The 18,775-nt window shown below is 70.2% G+C and carries 10 protein-coding genes; 5 read left to right on the top strand and 5 right to left on the bottom strand.

Annotated features, from left to right (window positions below; all coding sequences use genetic code 11):
• Positions 1-56 precede the first annotated feature (56 nt).
• A complete protein-coding gene (gene pulA / locus C1N81_RS37645) occupies positions 57-5,393 on the bottom strand; it encodes a pullulanase-type alpha-1,6-glucosidase (protein ID WP_394435865.1) in 5,337 nt (1,778 codons plus the stop codon).
• A 231-nt stretch (positions 5,394-5,624) separates the two neighbouring features.
• On the opposite strand from pulA, the gene C1N81_RS37640 reads away from it, so the two are divergent.
• Entirely contained in the window at positions 5,625-7,685 is a 2,061-nt protein-coding gene (locus C1N81_RS37640) for a carbohydrate-binding module family 20 domain-containing protein (protein WP_394435864.1), read from the top strand.
• Positions 7,686-7,748: 63 nt separating this feature from the next.
• On the opposite strand, the gene C1N81_RS37635 is transcribed toward C1N81_RS37640, so the two are convergent.
• The 4 genes from C1N81_RS37635 to C1N81_RS37620 form a co-directional block, all read right to left on the bottom strand.
• Complete coding sequence (locus C1N81_RS37635) at positions 7,749-9,413, bottom strand: glycoside hydrolase family 13 protein (protein WP_394435863.1); 1,665 nt, start codon at positions 9,411-9,413, stop codon at positions 7,749-7,751.
• 61 nt (positions 9,414-9,474) lie between these two features.
• The gene (locus C1N81_RS37630) at positions 9,475-10,395 is read right to left on the bottom strand and encodes a sugar ABC transporter permease (protein ID WP_394435862.1); all 921 of its coding nucleotides are present in this window, start codon (positions 10,393-10,395) and stop codon (positions 9,475-9,477) included.
• Positions 10,396-10,414: 19 nt separating this feature from the next.
• Positions 10,415-11,410, bottom strand: a complete 996-nt coding sequence (locus C1N81_RS37625) for a carbohydrate ABC transporter permease (RefSeq protein ID WP_394435861.1) — start codon at positions 11,408-11,410, stop codon at positions 10,415-10,417.
• 162 nt (positions 11,411-11,572) lie between these two features.
• A complete protein-coding gene (locus C1N81_RS37620; protein ID WP_394435860.1) occupies positions 11,573-12,847 on the bottom strand; it encodes an extracellular solute-binding protein in 1,275 nt (424 codons plus the stop codon).
• Positions 12,848-13,173: 326 nt separating this feature from the next.
• On the opposite strand from C1N81_RS37620, the gene C1N81_RS37615 reads away from it, so the two are divergent.
• The 4 genes from C1N81_RS37615 (at position 13,174) to C1N81_RS37600 (ending at position 18,742) form a co-directional block, all read left to right on the top strand.
• Positions 13,174-14,259: a LacI family DNA-binding transcriptional regulator gene (locus C1N81_RS37615; protein WP_394435859.1), complete on the top strand. Its 1,086-nt coding sequence runs from the start codon at positions 13,174-13,176 to the stop codon at positions 14,257-14,259.
• Positions 14,260-14,790: 531 nt separating this feature from the next.
• Complete coding sequence (locus tag C1N81_RS37610) at positions 14,791-15,990, top strand: hypothetical protein (protein WP_394435858.1); 1,200 nt, start codon at positions 14,791-14,793, stop codon at positions 15,988-15,990.
• Entirely contained in the window at positions 15,987-18,197 is a 2,211-nt protein-coding gene (locus C1N81_RS37605; RefSeq protein WP_394435857.1) for a tetratricopeptide repeat protein, read from the top strand. Before C1N81_RS37610 ends, C1N81_RS37605 begins: the two co-directional genes overlap by 4 nt.
• Positions 18,194-18,742 (top strand): flavin reductase family protein, encoded by a 549-nt coding sequence (locus C1N81_RS37600; RefSeq protein ID WP_394435856.1) that lies wholly within the window; start codon positions 18,194-18,196, stop codon positions 18,740-18,742. Before C1N81_RS37605 ends, C1N81_RS37600 begins: the two co-directional genes overlap by 4 nt.
• Positions 18,743-18,775 lie beyond the last annotated feature (33 nt).

The following is an 18,775-nucleotide window of genomic DNA, read 5'->3' as shown; positions in this document are numbered from 1 at the left end:
AACGACGACGGTGCCCCCGCCCGTGCGCGGGCGGGGGCACCGTCGTCGTACGGGACTCAGCTCTGGCGGAACACCGCCACCGTCCGCGCGGGAACCTCGAACGTTCCCGAACCCCGCACGTACGAGGCCGACTTGACGACGGGGTCAGAGCCGCCCGCCTGCGTCGGGTGCAGCCGGTAGCCGGAACCGGCCAGCGCCGGAACCGTCTGGCTCTGCCGCTGCGGCGTCGCGTTCATGACGACGACGAGGTCACCGAGGCGCATGGTGATGACGCCCGGCGTCTCGTCCTTCCCGGAGAGCGGGAACGACAGCTCCTTCTGGACCTGCCCGGCCGAGGCCAGGTGGAAGGCCGGCTCCGCCGTACGGATCCTCAGGAGGTCCTGGTACGCGGCCGACGTGCCGTCGATGGCGGCGCAGCCCGGCACGGGGACCGACCTGAGGAGCGGGGCCGCGTACGGCCACTTCGCCTGGTTGTCGGCGGCCGGGGGCAGGCCGCGCCCGAACCCGTTGCCCGCCCGGCAGTCCCAGTGGATGGCGTTGAACCAGTCGCCGCTGTCGAACGAGTTCCGGTCGAGCGACTTCGAGCGGAGCAGATCGGTGCCCGCCTGCGACAGGGCCGGGCCCTGCGAGAGCGCGGCCGTCGCCATGGCGAGGACCTGCATACGGGAGCGGTCGGCCGTGCTCGTCCGCGCGGGGAGCTTGTACGTCAGCGTGTCGTACAGGGACTCGTTGTCGTGCGCGTCCGCATAGGCCAGGGCGTCACCGGGCGCCGCCGCGTATCCGGCGGGCGCGCCGTTGTAGTCGACGTCGGAGCCCTTCACCTTCTTCCCCGCGCTGTCGGTGAACTCGTAGGCGGCGAGGTTTCCGGAGAGGCCGACCTTGATGAGGTCCTGGTAGTGCAGGAGGCGGGCCTTCTGCTCGGCCTCCGTGCCGTTCGCCGTCGAGGAGTTGGGGTCGGTGTAGAGACCGGAGGCGAAGCCCTGGACGCCCGGGTCCTCGTCGAACGGGCTGCCGCCGCGTACGGCGTCGCGGGCCCGGTCGGCGAAGGTGGCGATGCCGGTGCCCGCCATGTTCTTCTGCGTGGCCTGCTCGAAGCGGGCGTCGTCGGCGACCTCGCCGAAGTTCCAGCCCTCCCCGTACAGGATGATCTTCTTGCCGTCGACGCCGTCCTTCTTGAGGGTGAGCGCGTCGAGGGCCTTGCGGACCGCGAGGATGTTGGCCTTCGGGTGGTGGCCCATCAGGTCGAAGCGGAAGCCGTCGACCTTGTACTCCTTGGCCCAGGTGACGAGCGAGTCGACGACGAGCTTGCCCATCATGGCGTTTTCCGGCGCGGTGTTGGCACAGCACGTGGAGTTGGCGACGGAGCCGTCCGCCATGAGCCGCTGGTAGTAGCCGGGCACGATCCGGTCGAGGACGGACGTCTTGTCCTGCCCGGCCGCCGCCGTGTGGTTGTAGACGACGTCCATGACGACGCGCAGGCCGTCCTCGTTGAGCGACTGCACCATCTGCCGGAACTCGACGGTGCGCCGCGTCCCGTCGGGGTCACTCGCGTACGAGCCCTCGGGGACCGTGTAGTGGTACGGGTCGTAACCCCAGTTGAAGGCGTCCTTCGCAGCTGCCTTGCCCACGCACTCCTGCTGCTTGTCGCTGTCGGCGGGGTACGACGCCAGGTCACATGCGGGCGTGGACTGCTCGGACTTCTTCTCGGGGATGGTCGCGATGTCGAAGGCGGGCAGCAGGTGCACGTACGAGGTGCCGGACTTCGCCAGCTCGCGCAGGTGGATCGAGCCGTCGCTCTTCTTGTCGGTGAAGGCGAGATAGGTGCCCCGGTCCTTCGCCGGGGTCGTGCTGTCCGCCACCGAGAAGTCACGGATGTGCAGCTCCTGGATCTGCGCGTCCTTCATCGCGACGGCCTTCGGCTTGGTCAGGCCCGACCAGCCCTTCGGGGCGAGCTTCTTGTCGGCCAGGTCGACGACGAGGCTGCGCTCGGAGTTCGCCGTGAGCGCCACCGAGTACGGGTCGGTGACCTGGTTGGTGACGAGCTTCTGGACGCTCGGCGCCCACACGGTCACGGCGAACCGGTACTCCTTGCCGCGCCAGGCCGCCGCCGATCCGGTGACGGACCAGACGCCGCTCGCGGCGTCGCGGCGCATCGCCAGCGCCTTTCCGCCGAGTTCGAGGCGGACGTCCTGGGCGGTCGGTGCCCAGACGGAGAGCGTGACCTTGTCGCCCTTGAACACCGGGCCCAGGGCAGCCTTCTCGGCGCTGCCCGCGTACACGTCGTCCAGGGCGCCCGGGATCTGGACGCCGGTGGCCGACAGCAGGGCGCCGTTCGCCGCGCGCTGCGTCGCGATGAGCTGGCCGCGCAGCGCGTCCCGCACCCGGTCGCGGTCGCGCGGGTCGACGGTGAACGCCGGGTAGTCCTTCAGATGCGGATACTTGGCCTTCTGCGCGTCCGTCAGGGTGGCGGAGTTCAGCCGCAGCCAGTGCCCCTCGCTGCTCAGCGCACCGTCCTGGACGGTGATGTCGCCCTCGGGCGCGTAGACGAGCTGCTGGCTGGTGGCGGCGGTCGCCGTCACCTTCCAGACGACGGTGTCCGCGTCGATCCACTGCGCCTCGGACTTCGACAGGTCGAGGTCACCGCCCGAGCCGACCGACGGGAGCAGGTAGGAGGTCTCCCCCGCGTTGAGCCACACCTCCTTGCCGTAGGTGGCGAAGTCGAGGACGCGGTCGGTGGCGATGTCCTTCTCGTCGCCCTTGTGCACGATGTAGTTGAGGGTGGTCGCGCCGTCGGCGAGCGGCACCTCGAAGATCAGGCCGTACGCGTCCTTGCCGGTCGGCTGGAGCGGCTTCGACCAGTCGGTCGGGTTCGCGGCGCCGGTCCAGGTGTGCAGGCCCCAGCCGTCGTAGTCACCGTCCGCGCGGTGGACGTGGACGACGGCCTTCTTCTCGTCCTGCGGCGGGTAGACGCCGTCGGGCCTGGCCGACGCCTGGTCGTCCTTGCCCTGCTCGACCCAGACCTCGCCGGTCCTCGCCAGGTCGACGGTGCGCCGCTGCCCGTCCGCGGTGCCGTCCTTCTCGACGGTGTACGTCACCGAACTCGCGCCGTCCGGGACCTTCACCCAGGCGAAGGCGCCGAAGGCGTCCCGGCCGGTGAACTGCGCCTCCGACGACCCGGACGTGAGCGTCCAGCCGTCGTAGTCGCCGTCCGTGCGCCGGTAGTGGACGACGGCGTAGTCGCGGTCCACGGCCGTCGGCTTCTCGGGTACGGGCGGCTGCCCCGCCGTCGAGGAGGCGAGGGCGCTCGCGGTACGTCCGGCGCGGTCCACCACGACAGCCTTGTACCGCAGCGGCGTCCCCGCCTCCACCGTGTCGGGGAGGTACTGGGTGACGCGGTACGGGGCGTGGTCGACGGAGCCGAGCGTCTTCCAGGCACCGTTCCCGGTCTGCGCGGCGAACACCACGCGCGCGGAGGCAGTGGCGCCGGGGTCGGCGGAGAGGGTGACCGTGCCGGTGGCGCCGGCGGCCGGGGCCGTCAGCGACAGCGTGGGCTTCGCGGCGGGCGCCGGGAGCTTGCCGTCGGCCCGCAGGACGAGCGAGGAAAGCGCCGGAACCGTCACCTCGACGGAACCGCCGGACGCCTTCACCGTGCCCGAACCGCCGTACAGCGCGCGGAACTTGGCGGACTCGACCGGCAGCTTCACGGTCTTCGCGGTCGTCGCGTTGTTGACCGCCACGACGTACTCGCGGTCCGCGCCCGTGCGGTCCGCGCCCGTACGCGAGAAGGCGTACACCGAATCCTTGGCGTACAGCTCCTTCTGGGTTCCGTCGGCGAGCGCCGGGTTCTCCTTGCGGAGCTCGGAGAGCGCGGCGATCGCCTTGTAGAGCGGATGCCGGGTGTCGTAGGCGTCGTCGGCGTGGGTACGGTCGGTGCCGATCTCGTCGTCGTCGAGGTAGTCGGCGACCTTCGAGCCGAACATGGTCTGCCGGGAATCCTTGTCGCCGCCGGGGCCGGTGAAGCCCTGCTCGTCGCCGTAGTAGACGACGGGGTTGCCGCGCGACAGGAACATGACCTCGTTGGCCAGCTTGTCGCGTCGCAGCAGCTCGGCGTCGGAGGCCGCCGGGTTGTCGGCTTTCAGAAAGCTTCCGATGCGGCCCATGTCGTGGTTGCCGAGGAACGTGACCTGCTCGTACGCGTTGGCCTTGTCGGTCGCGTACTTGTAGTCGTCGGCGAACACCTTGGCCAGCTTGTCGGCCGGGGCGCCCTGCGAGGCGTAGGCGCGGGCCGCGTCCTGGAAGGGGAAGTCGAGGGTCGCGTCGAGACGGCCACGGGTGACGTACGGGGAGGTCACGTCGGTGTCGGCGGAGTACACCTCACCGAACATGAAGAAGTCGTCGCGGCCGTGCTTCGCGGCATATGTGTCGAGCGCGGTGGCCCACTGGGTCCAGAAGTCCAGGTCGACATGTTTGACGGTGTCGATACGGAAACCGTCGATGTCGAAGTCCCGCACCCACGTCTTGTAGATGTCCTCCATGCCCTTGACGACCTCGGGCCGCTCGGTCCACAGGTCGTCGAGCCCGGAGAAGTCGCCGTACGTGGTCGACTCGCCCTCCCAGGTCGAGTCGCCGCGGTTGTGGTACATGGCCGGGTCGTTCAGCCAGGACGGAACCATCTCGCCGGTGTTCTTCGGCGTGTACGGGAACGAGTCCGCGTCGACCTTCGCCCGGACACCCTTGGCGTCGTCGAAGGGGCGGCCCTCGGTGTCCAGGTACGGGTAGGCGCCCTTGGGGCGGTAGCTGTACGTCTTCTCGGTGTAGTCGACCGTGTCGGCGGTGTGGTTCGTGATGACGTCGAAGAAGACCTTCATGCCCTTGCGGTGGGCCTTGGAGATCAGGGTCTTCAGGTCGGCGTTGGTGCCGAAGTGCGGATCGACCTGGGTGAAGTCGGTGATCCAGTAACCGTGGTAACCGGCGGACGCGTTCTCCCCCGTCCCCTGCACCGGCTTGTTCTTGAAGATCGGCGCCAGCCATATCGCGGTGGTGCCGAGGTCCTTGATGTAGTCGAGCCGGCCTGTCAGGCCCTTGAGGTCGCCGCCCTGGTAGAAGCCCTTGTCCGAGGGGTCGTAGCCGGTGGCGAGGCGCGTGCCGGTCAGTCCGCCCTTGTCGTTGGCCGTGTCGCCGTTGGCGAAGCGGTCGGGGAGGACGAAGTAGTACTGCTCGCGCGTGAGGTCGTGGCGCGCGGGCGTGGCCGCCAGCTTCGCGTCGGACGGCGGCGCGGGCGGCGCCGCAGCACGGGCCGCGAGCGGCTGGGCCAGGGTCAGGATCAGCGCGGCCGCCGCGCTGTACGCGGCCGTCCGTCTGTGTCGGTGCGGGGTGGAGAGGGTGCGGCTCAAGGCGTGAACTCCTCGCGGAAAGCGGGCTCTTGCGGACGTGTCCCCACGTGTCCCCGGGGGTGGCACCGATCCGCCGCGTGACCGTATCGCTTGCAGGAACTTTGCTGCAAGAGTTCTGCAACGCATAGCAAGAACTTTCAACGAAGTTATTGACGCGGCCTCCTGGACTCCCCCACGCTCTCGGTGCGCCGCCCGTCACGGGCCGCGATCCCCACCTCACTGGAGCCGCTCATGCCCCCCACCCCCCATTTCAAGAGAAGGCACCGCACCGCCACCGGACTCGCCGTCGCCGCGCTCGCGCTCGGCGGTGTCGTCACCCTGCCCGCGCAGACCGCGTCCGCCGCCGACACGGGCGTCAAGAACGGCGACGTCATAGCCAACCTGTGGTCGTGGAACTGGAAGTCGGTCGCCAAGGAGTGCACCGACGTCCTCGACCCGGCCGGTTACGGCGCCGTGCAGGTCGCCCCGCCCGAGGAGTCCCTCAAGCAGGCCAACTACTTCTGGTGGGACGTCTACCAGCCGTACTCGTACAAGCTGGACAGCCGCTTCGGCAGCGCGAGCGACTTCAAGAGCATGGTCGACACCTGCCACACCGCCGGTATCGAGGTCTACACGGACGCCGTCATCAACCACACGGCCGCCCAGACCGGCACCGGCTACGCGGGCACGACGATCGGCAACAAGTACGACACCCCGGACTACGACCCGGCCGACAGCGACGACTGCACCAAGACCATCGCCAACTGGTCGGACCAGTACGAGGTGCAGCACTGCGAACTGCTCGGCCTGCCCGACCTGGACACCTCCGAGTCCGGGGTCCGCTCGAAGATCGTCGGCTTCCTCAACAAGCAGATCGACCTCGGCGTCGACGGCTTCCGCGTGGACGCCGCCAAACACATCGAGACCGCCGACATGAAGGCCATCGTCGGCGCCCTGCACACCACGAAGGCGGGCGACGCGCCCTACATCACGCAGGAGGTCTACCCCGGCAGCCCGCCCGCGCTCGGCGACTACTACGCCCACGGCGACGTCCTGGACTTCACGTACGCGGCCGCCATGAAGTCCCAGTTCGGCGGCGGCGACATCGCCAACCTGGCCTCGTTCGGCAGCAGTTGGGGCCTGGCGAACGAGGCGAACTCCAACACCTTCGTCACCAACCACGACACCGAGCGCAACGGCTACACGCTCAGCTACAAGGACGGCGCGACGGCGGTCCTCGCCAACGTCTTCCAGCTGGCGCGCGGCTACGGCCGCCCGTCCGTCTACGCGGCCTGGAACTTCTCCCAGAGCGACGAGGCCCCGCCGAACAGCGGAGGCTTCGTCACCGACACCAACTGCTCCGCCGGCTGGTCCTGCCTGAACCGCGACACGGCCGTCTCCGGGATGGTCGCCTGGCACAACGCGGTGGCGGGCGCCTCCGTCACCAACTGGCAGTCCCCCGCCTCGAACGTCATCGGCTTCGCGCGCGGCACGGGCGGCTTCGTAGCGCTCAACAACTCCTCCTCCGCACACACCCACACCTACACGACCGGCCTCAAGGACGGCACGTACAAGAACGTCATCAACGGCGGCGCGACCTCGGTCACCGTCTCCGGCGGCAAGGCCACGCTCACCGTCCCGGCGAAGGGCTCGGTCGCGTTCTACGACGGCTCGTACACCTGCCCCGTCAACTGCGGCGGTGGGGACAACGGCGGCGGCACCACCGTCACCGCCTCCTTCAACGAGTACGCGCCCGCCACCTCCGGCACCGATGTCTACGTGGTCGGGTCCGCCCCGGCGCTCGGCTCCTGGAACACGGCGAACGCCGTCAAGCTGTCCGCCACCGGCTACCCGGTCTGGAAGAAGGACATCGCCGTCCCGGCCTCGTCCGCGATCGAGTACAAGTACCTGAAGAAGGACGCCTCCGGGAACGTCACCTGGGAGTCCAACGCCAACCGCAAGCTGACCACCGGCACCTCGTCGGCCGCCGTCAACAACACCTGGAACGTGGCCGACGCCAACGCCACCGACGTGCGGTTCGCGGTCAACGCCACGACCACGACCGGCACCAACGTCTACGTCGTCGGCTCGGTCCCCTCGCTCGGCTCCTGGAACCCGGCCGACGCGATCCCGCTGTCGTCGGCCTCGTACCCCTCCTGGGGCAGCACGGTCATCGTCCCCAAGAACACGTCCTTCACGTACAAGTACCTGAAGAAGGACGCCTCGGGGAACGTGACCTGGGAGTCCGGGGACAACCGGTCCTACACGACCGGCTCGGGCAGCGGCTACACGGTGAACGACACCTGGAAGTAACACACGTGTGAGTGAGGGGGCCGGTGCGACACCACCGGCCCCCTTCCTACGTGTGTCCGGGGATCAGACCGTCTCCCACCACACCGTCGTGTCGGCGGGCAGCTCCACCGTGCCGTCCTCGGCGGCCGGCACCGGGCCCGAGGCGAGCAGCGCGCGGCCGGGCGCGGGGACGCGGACCGGGGCGCCGGTCGTGTTGACCGTGCAGGCGAAGCCCGGGCGCTCGAAGAAGAGGACACCGGCGGGTGCGTCGTCGCGCCAGGTCACGTCCGCTCCCGCGCCGAGACCCGGCTGCGCGCGGCGCACGGCGAACGCCGAGCGGTACATCTCCAGGGTCGAGTCCGGGTCGCCGGTCTGCGCCTCGACGCTGAGCGGGCCCCATGTGTCGGGCTGCGGGAGCCAGCTGCCGCCGTCGCCGAACCCGTACGAGGAACCTTCGACGGTCCACGGGATCGGCACCCGGCAGCCGTCGCGGAAGCCGTCCTGGCCCTGGGCGCGGAAGAACGACGGGTCCTGGCGCACCTCGTCGGGCAGGTCGGTGACGTCCGGGAGGCCCAGCTCCTCGCCCTGGTAGACGTAGGCGGAGCCGGGCAGCGCCAGCATGAGCAGGGTGGCGGCGCGGGCGCGGCGCAGGCCGAGTTCCCGGTCCCCGGCCGTGCGGATCTGGGTGCCGCCGGGCGGGTTGGCGTAGCGGGTGGCGTGCCGGGTGACGTCGTGGTTGGACAGGACCCAGGTGGCCGGGGCGCCGACGGGGCGCATGGCGTCGAGGGAGCTGTCGATGATGGTGCGCAGTTCCTTCGCGTCCCAGGGGGCGCCCAGGTACTGGAAGTTGAAGGCCTGGTGCAGCTCGTCGGGGCGGACGTAGTTGGCGGTGCGTTCGACGGTCGGGGTCCACGCCTCGGCGACGAAGACCCGCTCGCCGTCGTACTCGTCGAGGATGAGCCGCCACGAGCGGTAGATCTCGTGGACGCCGTCCTGGTCGAAGAAGGGCATCACGTCGTTGCCGAGCAGCTTGAGCTGGTCGTGGGCGCCGAGGTCCGGCAGCCCTTCGGCCTTGACGAGGCCGTGGGCGACGTCGATGCGGAAGCCGTCGACGCCCATGTCGAGCCAGAACCGCAGGATGGAGCGGAACTCGTCGGCGACGGCCGGGTGCTCCCAGTTGAGGTCGGGCTGCTCGGGCGCGAAGAGGTGCAGGTACCACTCGCCGTCGGGAAGCCGGGTCCAGGCGGGGCCGCCGAAGATGGACTCCCAGTCGTTGGGCGGCAGTTCGCCGTCGGCGCCCTTGCCGGGGCGGAAGTGGTAGCGGTCGCGCAGCGGCGATCCGGGGCCGTCGGCGACGGCGCGCTTGAACCACTCGTGCTGGTCGGAGGAGTGGTTGGGCACGAGGTCGACGATGATGCGCAGGCGCAGCTCGTGCGCGTCGCGGATCACCGCGTCGGCGTCGAGGAGCGTGCCGTACATGGGGTCGACGGCCCGGTAGTCGGCGACGTCGTAGCCGCCGTCGGCCTGCGGGGACGCGTAGAACGGGGAGAGCCACACGGCGTCGACGCCGAGGTCGCGCAGGTAGGGCAGGCGGCGGCGGACGCCCTCGAGGTCCCCGGTGCCGTCGCCGTCGCTGTCGGCGAAGCTGCGCGGGTAGACCTGGTAGATGACCGCGTCGCGCCACCAGTCGGTGGTCTCGCGGGTCGTGGTGGCGAACGCCGGGGACTCGTCGGTGGAGTGCTGAGTCATGGTGTCCTTGCTGCGTAAAGGAGCCGGCTGTGGGTCGGTGTGCGTAGGGGTCTGCTGGGCCTCAGCCCTTGGTCCCGCCCGCGGTGAGGCCGGTGACCAGGTGCTTCTGGACAAGGTAGAAGAAGGCGGTGACCGGGATGGCGATCAACACCGCGGTGGCGGCCATGAGGTTCCACTGGGCGTCGTGTTCGCTGATGAAGCTCTGCAGGCCGACCGCGAAGGTGTACTTGGAGTCGTCGAGCAGGAACGTCGAGGCGAACGCGACCTCGGCGAAGGCCGTGATGAAGGCGTAGAACGCGGCGACCGCGATGCCCGGCTTGGCCAGCGGCAGGATCAGCCGCCAGAACGTGCCGAAAGGCGAGAGCCCGTCGATCCGGCCCGCCTCGTCGATGTCGACGGGGACGGTGTCGAAGTAGCCCTTCATCAGCCAGGTGCAATACGGCACGATCGTCGTGCAGTTGACCAGGACGAGGCCCAGGTAGCTGTCGACGAGGCCGAGTTCACTGAAGATCTCGTACATCGGCACGATGAGGACGGCGATGGGGAACGCCTGCGTGAGCAGCAGGACCCACATCAGCGGCCGGTATCCGGGGAAGCGCATCCGGGAGACGGCGTAGCCGGTCGTGGCGGCGAAGAGCACGCCGACGAGGGTGGTGCCGAGCGCGACGACCAGCGTCGACTTCGTCCAGTCGAGGAAGCCGGTGTGCTGGAGGACGTACGTGTAGTTGTCGAGCGTCGCCTTGGAGGCGATGCCGCCGGGGTGCAGGTAGTCGTCCTTGTCGGGTCCGGCCGACAGGTAGACCAGCCACACGATCGGGAACAGGGCGATGAGGCTCGCGACGGCGAGGACGCCGTGCGACAGGGTGGTCGCGACGGGGCCGCGCTCGCCGCGCCTGCGCACGCGGCGCGCACCGGACGGTGCGGTCTTCGGCGCGGAGCGCTGCGCGGGGACCTCCGGCGCTGGGGTGGTCGTGGTGCTCATGATGGTGGCTCCTGCGGCGTCAGACGGCGAGCTGCTCATTGCGCTTCAACCAGCGGTAGTAGAAGGAGGTGAAGACGGTCAGGATCGACAGGAGCAGGACGCCGTAGGCGGCGGACTGCGCGAAGTCCCGCGGCTGCTGTCCGAAGCCGAGGCGGTAGGCCCAGGTGACGAGGATCTGGGCGTCGGGCGCGGTGTTGCCGAACAGCAGGAAGATGATCGCGAACTGGTTGAACGTCCAGATCACGCCGAGCAGGACGACCGTCGAGGAGACCGAGCGCAGGCCCGGCAGGGTGATGTGGCGGAACTGCTGCCAGGCGCTGGCGCCGTCCATCTCGGCGGCCTCGTAGAGGGAGGCGTCGATGGACTGCAGGCCGCCGAGCAGGGAGATCATCATGAAGGGGACGCCGCACCAGGTGTTGACGAGGATCGCGGCGGCCTTCTGGAAGAAGGGGTCCTCCAGCCATTCCGGCTGGGGCAGATGGAGCGAGCCGAGCGTCGCGTTGATGATGCCCGAGTCGGCGAGCATGATCCGCCAGGCGAAGACGGTGACGAAGGTGGGCACCGCCCACGGCAGGATCAGCATGAGCCGGTAGAAGGTGCGTCCGCGCATCTTCTGGTTGAGCAGCAGCGCGAGGCCGAGCCCGATGCCGTAGTGCAGGGCGACGCAGAGGGCCGTCCACACGATCGTCCAGATGAAGTGCGACCAGAAGCGGTCGTAGGAGGACGGGCCCCACAGGATGTCGGCGTAGTTGTCGAGGCCGACGAACTTGTAGGTGGCGTCGATGTGGTTGACGCCGATGGTGCGGGCGGAGTTGAGGCTGTTGGCGTCGGTGAGCGTCAGATAGAAGCCCCGCACCAGGGGGTAGCCGACGAGCACGCCGAGGACGATCACCACCGGGGCGACCATGACGTACGCGTACCAGTACTTGCGGTACGAGTCCTTGAGGCGCTGGATCGGTCCCGGGCGTGGTGTCTTGCGTACTGGGTGCGTCGGTCGGTCGACGGCGATGGTCATGGCGGAGCACCTTCTGGTCAGGTCGACGCCGGTCCGCACCCTCCCCCCGCGGGGCGCGGACCGGCCGAACTACAAGGACGCGTGCGTCCCTCGCGCTATGAGGACGCGTGCGTCCCTCGTGCTACAAGGACGTGTGCGCCCCTCGCGTCACAAGGACGCGCCTCACTTGCTGAAGTCGGGCACGAGCTTGGCGAACGAGGTCTCCAGGCTCTTGAGCCCCGCGTCCAGGGACTGCTTGCCGGTGGCGACCTTCGGCAGCTCCTGGTCCATCGGCGTCCACAGCGAGCTGTACTCGGGCAGTTCGGGGCGCGGCTGGGCGGCGGCGAGCACCTTCTGGTAGCCGGCGATGCCCGGGTCGGCGGTGACCTTCGCGGTGTAGGCGTCCGCGCGCGTGGGCAGCGTCGAGTTCTTCAGGGCGATCTGCTCCTGCGTCTTCGCCGACGTCATCCACTTGACGAACTTCAGGGACGCTTCCTGGTGCGCCTTGTCGGAGCCCGCGTAGACCGAGAGGTTGTGGCCGCCGGTCGGGGCGCCCGCCTTGCCGGTCGAACCGGCCGGGACGGTGGCGATGCCGAGGTTGTTCTTGTCCTTGAAGGCCGAGCCCTTGTAGAAGTTCGTGATCTCCCACGGGCCCTGGATGATCGAGGCGACCTTGCCGTTGACGAACGCGTCCTGGATGTGGGCGTAGGCGTCGGCGGTGGCGTCGGCCTTGTGCAGGCCCTTGCCGTCGAAGAGGCCCTGCCAGGCGGTGAGGCCCTTCTTGGCCTCGGCGGAATTGATGGTGATCTTCTTGCCGGCGGCGTCGACGGTGTCGGTGCCCTCGCCGAAGAGGAACGGTTCGGCGTAGTAGCCGGCGGTGGAGGCCCAGTAGCCGTCGGCGCCGGTCTTGTCCTTCACCTTGGCGGCGTCGGCCTTCAGCTCGTCCCAGGTGGTGGGCGCCTTCGTGATGCCGGCCTTCTTGAAGAGGTCCTTGTTGTAGACGAAGGCGAGGGTGTCGGTGACCAGCGGCACGCCATAGGTCTTGCCCTCGAACTGCGCCTGCTTGACGAGGCTCGCCTGGAACTTGTCCTGCTCGGCGAGGGCCTCGGTGCCGTCGAGCGGCAGCAGGTAGCTCTTCTTGGCGAAGGCGGGGGTCCAGCCGACCTCGGCGCGCAGCACGTCCGGGGCGCCGCTGGCACCGGCGGCGGTGTCGAACTTGTTCTGCGCCTGGTCGAAGGGGACGTTGACGTACTTGACCTTGACGTCGGGGTTGGCCTTCTCGAAGTCCTTGACCAACGCCTTGTACGTGGGCGCCTCGTTGGTGGCGTTCGACGTGTCCCACCACGTGATGGTGGTCGGGCCTGACGCCTTGCCGCCGTCGTCGTCGCTTCCGCCGCACGCCGTCGCCGCGAGAGCGAGGGACGCCACCACCGCGGTGGCCGCTATGCCACGCCGCATGAGATCTCCTAGAGGGTGAATGCCCGTGAGTGGGCGAGGAGAGGTCCCGTCCGCTCCTCTGGCCTACTTGCCGACCGCGCCGTCGCCGCCGCCGGGCGTCAGGAACGTAACAGCGCGGCAAGCCCGGCGAAAGACCTTGCAGCAAAAAATTGCAGCCAAGTTGGCGAGTTATCGCTTCGTGACCCACAAGGGACGGACGAATGCGGGGAGTTCTGCCCGCTAATAGCCCGGTATGCCACCTTGAAAGGCGCTGCAAGGTCTTGCCACATGGTGGCTACACAGGGATTATCAGGAGCCTTGCCAGCACGATGTCCCCAAGGAGTGCGATGACGCAGCTGCCCGCGCAGGCGGCCAGGCGACCGGCCCATACCCCGCCCGGGACCGCCCGCCTGGCCGACATCGCCGTGCAGGCGGGCGTCAGCGAGGCGACGGTCAGCCGCGTCCTCAACGGCAAGCCCGGCGTCGCCTCGGCCACCCGGCAGTCGGTGCTCGCCGCGCTCGACGTGCTCGGCTACGAGCGGCCCGTACGGCTGCGGCGGCGCAGCGAGGGCCTGGTCGGTCTGATCACCCCGGAGCTGGAGAACCCGATCTTCCCGGCGCTCGCCCAGACCATCGGGCAGGCGCTGACCCGCCAGGGCTACACCCCGGTCCTGGCCACCCAGACGCCGGGCGGCTCCACCGAGGACGAGCTGACGGAGATGCTCGTCGACCGGGGCGTCACCGGCATCATCTACGTCTCGGGCCTGCACGCCGACACGACCGCGGACACGCAGCGCTACGAGCAGCTGCGCGCGCAGGGCGTGCCGTTCGTGCTCGTCGACGGCTTCTCGCCCAAGGTGCAGGCGCCCTTCATCTCGCCGGACGACCGGGCCGCGATGCAGCTCGCCGTCACCCACCTCGCCTCCCTCGGCCACAGCCGGATCGGGCTCGCGCTCGGCCCGAAGCGCTTCGTGCCGGTACAGCGGAAGATCGAGGGCTTCGTGCGCACGATGCAGGAGCGCCTCGGCGTCGACCCGGACGACACCGTGCGCGACCTCGTCCAGCACTCCCTCTACACCTTGGAGGGCGGCCAAGCCGCCGCGTCCGATCTGATGGACCGCGGCTGTACGGCCGTCGTCTGCGCCAGCGACATGATGGCGCTCGGCGCGATCCGGGCCGCACGGCGGCGCGGCCTCGAAGTCCCCGACGACATCTCCGTCGTCGGATTCGACGACTCGCCGCTGATCGCGTTCACCGACCCGCCGCTGACCACGGTGCGCAAGCCCGTCCAGGCGATGGGCCAGGCGGCGGTCCGCGCGGTCCTGGAGGAGATCGGCGGCACCCCCGCCCCGCACACCGAGTTCGTGTTCATGCCCGAACTGGTGGTGCGCGGTTCCACGGCGTCGGGCCCCGGGGTCAACGGCAGACGCTGAACATCCCGGACCCCCGCTCCGTATGCTGCGGTGAGGGCCGGCCTTCCCATCCCGAGGCCGGAAAAACGGGGGCCCGTACGGGAGGTACGGATGGTGCGCAGAGCGCTCCGCTGAGGCGGGCGGTACGACCGATGCTGCGGTCGTACCGCCCGCCTGATCATTTCTCACCTTTTCTCAGGTAATCCCTGAATTTCTTTTTCCCGGGCACGGAGTACTGCTCGGCGCTGCCTGAAAATACCCCGCAATACGCGGCGCGCTTTTATTTCCGGATTATTTCGTTCCCGGTTGACAGGGGCGAATCCGGGCGCCAATCCTGGCTGGACCACCGCGATTCCGGAAATTCGCAGAACTCCAATGCCCCGGAAGGGGGAAACGCCATGAAGAAGATTTCCGTCCGCAAGGCCGGTCCGATCCGTCTGACCACCGCCTGCTACTACCTCTGCGGCGACGCCGCGTAATCCGCTCCACCGCCGGTCGGAGCCGGGCCGCCTTCGGGGTCCGGCTCCGATCCTCACCCGGGAGGTGCGCCGGATGGGCGCGACCGTATCTCTGCACCGGCTGACCATGGTCGCCGAGGACGACGGCGTGATGGTGGGCCGGCCCGACACCGGCAGCTACGCGGTCTTCCCCGAGGAGGGGGCGCAGGCGCTGCGGATGTTCGCCGACGGGGCGCCGGCCGAGGAGGTCACCGCCTGGTTCGAGCGCACCTACGGGTCGCCGCTCGACCTCGACGACTTCCTGGAGACCCTCACCGACCTCGGGTTCCTCCGTACGGACGACGCCGATGACGTCCCCGCCGAACAGCCGCGCGTGCGCTGGCAGCGGCTCGGGCGCGCGGTGTTCTCGTGGCCCGCGTTCTGCGCGTACGGGGCGCTCGTGGGCGCCACCGTCGCCGCGATGGTGCGCGATCCGGGGCTGCGGCCCACGTACCACCACGTGTTCTTCACCCACTACGTGTCGCTGATCCCGATCATCGTCTTCGCCGTCGCGATCCCCTGCATCGTCCTGCACGAGGCGTTCCACGCGCTCGCCGGACGGCGCCTCGGACTCCCCTCGACGCTCGGCCTCGGGCGCAGGCTGTACTACCTCGTCGCCGAGACCCGGCTCGATTCGCTGCTCAGCGTGGAACGGCGGAAACGCTATCTCCCGTTCTGCGCGGGCATCCTGGCCGACGTCATCCTGCTGTGCGGACTGACCCTTCTGTCGGCGGCTCTCGACGGACCCGGCATTCCGTCGTGGATTCACAAACTCTGTCTCGCTGTCGCCTTCACCTGTGTCCTGCGCCTCATCTGGCAATTCCTGTTCTATCTGGAGACCGACATCTATTACGTGCTGACCACCGCGACCCGATGCACGGATCTGCAGAACGCGACGCGGTTCAGGCTGCGCACCGGGCTGCGGAAACTGCTGCGGCTGAAGCCGCCCGTGCCGGACACCGAGTGGTCGCCGCGCGATCACGCCGTGGCGCGCTGGTACGCGCCGCTGCTCGTCGCCGGGTACGGGTTCTCGCTCGCCTCGCTGCTCTGGGCGGGCCTGCCGACCGCGCTGCACTTCTGGTCGACGATCACCGACCGGCTCGGCGGCGGCAGTGCCACCCCGGTCTGGGACCTGGTCGACGCCGCCGGCTTCATCGCCCTGTCCGGACTGCAGATCGGGCTGCTCGTCCACGTCACCCTGCGGGACCGGCGCGCCCGGTCCCGGACCACCGCACCGCAAGGAGCCCTGACATGACCGCCTCTCCGACCGCCCCGCTGTCGACCCGGCACTGGTGGCTGGACGCCACCGCCCGGGCCACGGACGGCGAGCCGCCGCCCCCGGCACAGCTGCAGGTGCGCTGCCACCGCCGGTTACGGGGCCCGTTCACCGCCGCCCACTTCCTCCTTCACCAGGCCGTGCCGCAACTGGTCGCGAAGGACGCCGAGCTGGTGGCCGCCGCGCGCGCCCTGGAGGTCGAGTCGATCGCGCCCGAGCTGATGGCGATCGTGCCCACGCCGCCGCAGACCCTCACCAACCTCGCCTCGGCCACCGAACGCACCCGTTTCTACCCGGCGACCCGCGCCCTGCGCATCGCCCACGGCGTCGCCGAACTCCTCATGGACTGGGCCCGCTCCGCCCACCCCGGCGGCCTCACCCTCGCTTTCCGGGGCCTGGACGACGCCGACCCCACGGACCGCGATCTCGTCGCCGTGCTCCTGCGGCGCTGCGACCCGGCCGTGCTCACCGTGGTCGTGGACGGCGCGGGGGCCGCCTCCGACCTGCTCGGCAAGGCCCTTCACGCGCACGCCCACCGGGCGCCCCGGCTGCCCGTCGTCGACGCCGCGCTGCTTCCCGACACCGACCTCGCCCAGCTCCACATCGACTCCGACGGCACCAGCGAGGACCCCCGGCTGCTCCGCGCCTACGACGCGCTGCCCGCCGACGAGCGCGCCCGCCGCCACACCGCCCGGGCCGCGCTCCTCGCCGCCCGCGACGAACCGACCCTGCGCCTCGCCGCGATCCCCTACCACCTGGAGCACGGCACGGACCCGGCCGGCGCGGGCGTCGCCGCGATCGTCGAGGCCGTCACCGCCTGTTTCGACAAGGGGTTCTACGAGGCCGTGATCGACCTCGCGCTGCGCGGCCGCGCCCTGCTCGACGGGGCCGAGCCGACCCGTACGTACTGGAACCTGACCCACAAGGCCGGCGCGTGCCTCTGCTATCTGGGCCGCGGGCACGACGCGTTCCCCTACTTCGAGGAGATGCGGCGCGGCTCGACCTCGCCCGACGTCCACATGGGCACCGCCTACCTCATGGCGATGCTCTACACGCGGTTCCTGCCCAAGGCGGATCACGACGAGGACCGCGCCCTGGCCTGGGTCAACACCGCCATCTCGATCGCCGACGTGCACCCCGACCCGCACAAGCGCGTCCTCGTGCGGGCGTTCATGCGCAACGCGCGCGCCCTGGTCGAGCTGCACCGCGGCGATGTCGACGCCTCGCTCGCCCTCGTCGACGAGGCGATGGCGATCACCGACGCCGACTTCGGCCCGCACGAGCAGCTCCTGCACCGCTCCGTCCTGCTCTACAACCGGGCCCAGGTGCGCGGCGCCCGCCGCGACCACAAGGCATCGCTCGCCGACTACGACGAGGTGATCCGCCGCGACCCGGACTACGGCGACTACTACTTCGAGCGGGCCGCCCAGCACCGGGCGCTCGGCGACCATCGCTCCGCGCTCGCGGACTACGCGGCGGCGATCCGGCTGACCCCGCCCTTCTACGAGGCCCACTTCAACCGGGCGGACCTGTTGCGCGAACTCGGCGACGACGCGGGCGCGCTGCGCGACCTGGACCTCGCCCTCGACCTCGAACCCGACCACGTGGACTCCCTGGTGCACCGCTGCGACCTGCACCTGGTCCGCGGCGACCTCGACAAGGCCGCCGCCGACATCCGCCACGGCCTGTCCCTGGCCCCCGCCAACGCCCAACTCCTCGCCGCGCAAGGCGCCCTGCTCGCCGAGACCGGCGACGCCGAGGCCGCCTACGACAGCTACTCGGCGGCGCTGCGGGCCGACGCGCTGTGCGTCGCCGCCTGGGCCAACCGCGCGGTGCTCGCCTTCGAGGCGGGCCGCGCCGACGCCGCCGTCAAGGACCTGGACGCGGCGCTCGAACTCACCGACGACACCGAACTGCGGGCCAACCGGGCCGTGGCGCTGCAGTCGCTCGGCGAGCACCGGCGGGCCGTCGCCGACCTGGACGCCGCCGTGGCGGACGCGGGCGGCGCCACCGACCCGGAGCTGCTGTACCTGCGCGGGGTCAGCCGCTTCGCCCTCGGCGACGAGAAGGGGGGCCGGGCGGACTGGGCGGCGCACAGCGCGGCGTACGCGACGGCCGACGCCTCGCCGCACGCCGAGGAGATCGGCGCCCGCTTCGGGGCGGCGCCGCACGAGGGGGCGGCGTGAGCCGGACCGATGCCTCCCGGCGGCTCCAGCCGGTACCGGCCGCGGGCCCCGTCGAGCCGGCCGGGGCGGACCTCGTGCGGTCCGTCCTGCGCCGGCACGCCAAGGGCGTCGCCGTCGTCACGGTCGGCGGGGAGCCGCCGACCGGGTTCTGCGTGACGTCGCTCGCCTCGCTCTCCCTCGATCCGCCGCTCCTGTCGTTCACGGTCGGCCTGCGCTCGGCGTCGTGGAGCGCCGTGCGGGGCGCGACCTGGGTGATGGTGCAGCTCCTCGCGGAGGGCCAGGAGGAGGTGGCGCGGACCTTCGCGGGCCCGCGCCAGGGCCGGTTCGGCGCGGGCACGTCCTGGCACCGGGACCCGCTGGGCCTGCCCGCGCTCGACGGGGTCATCGCCCGCTTCGTGCTCACGCCGGTCAGTTTCCGCCCGGTCGGCGACCACGCGCTCGTGATCGGGCTCGTGGTGCGGGCGGGCCGGGTCGCGGAGGCGGCGGGCCCGCTGATCCACCATGACGGCGACTTCGTCGGCCTGCGGGCAGCCGGTCCGGACTGAGCGACAATGCTGGGCCATTGGTACAGTCGGCGA

This window comes from Streptomyces sp. SGAir0957, from assembly GCF_043523415.1.
Note: the sequence above shows the minus strand (reverse complement) of the source record. Positions and strands in the feature narration are given on the sequence as shown.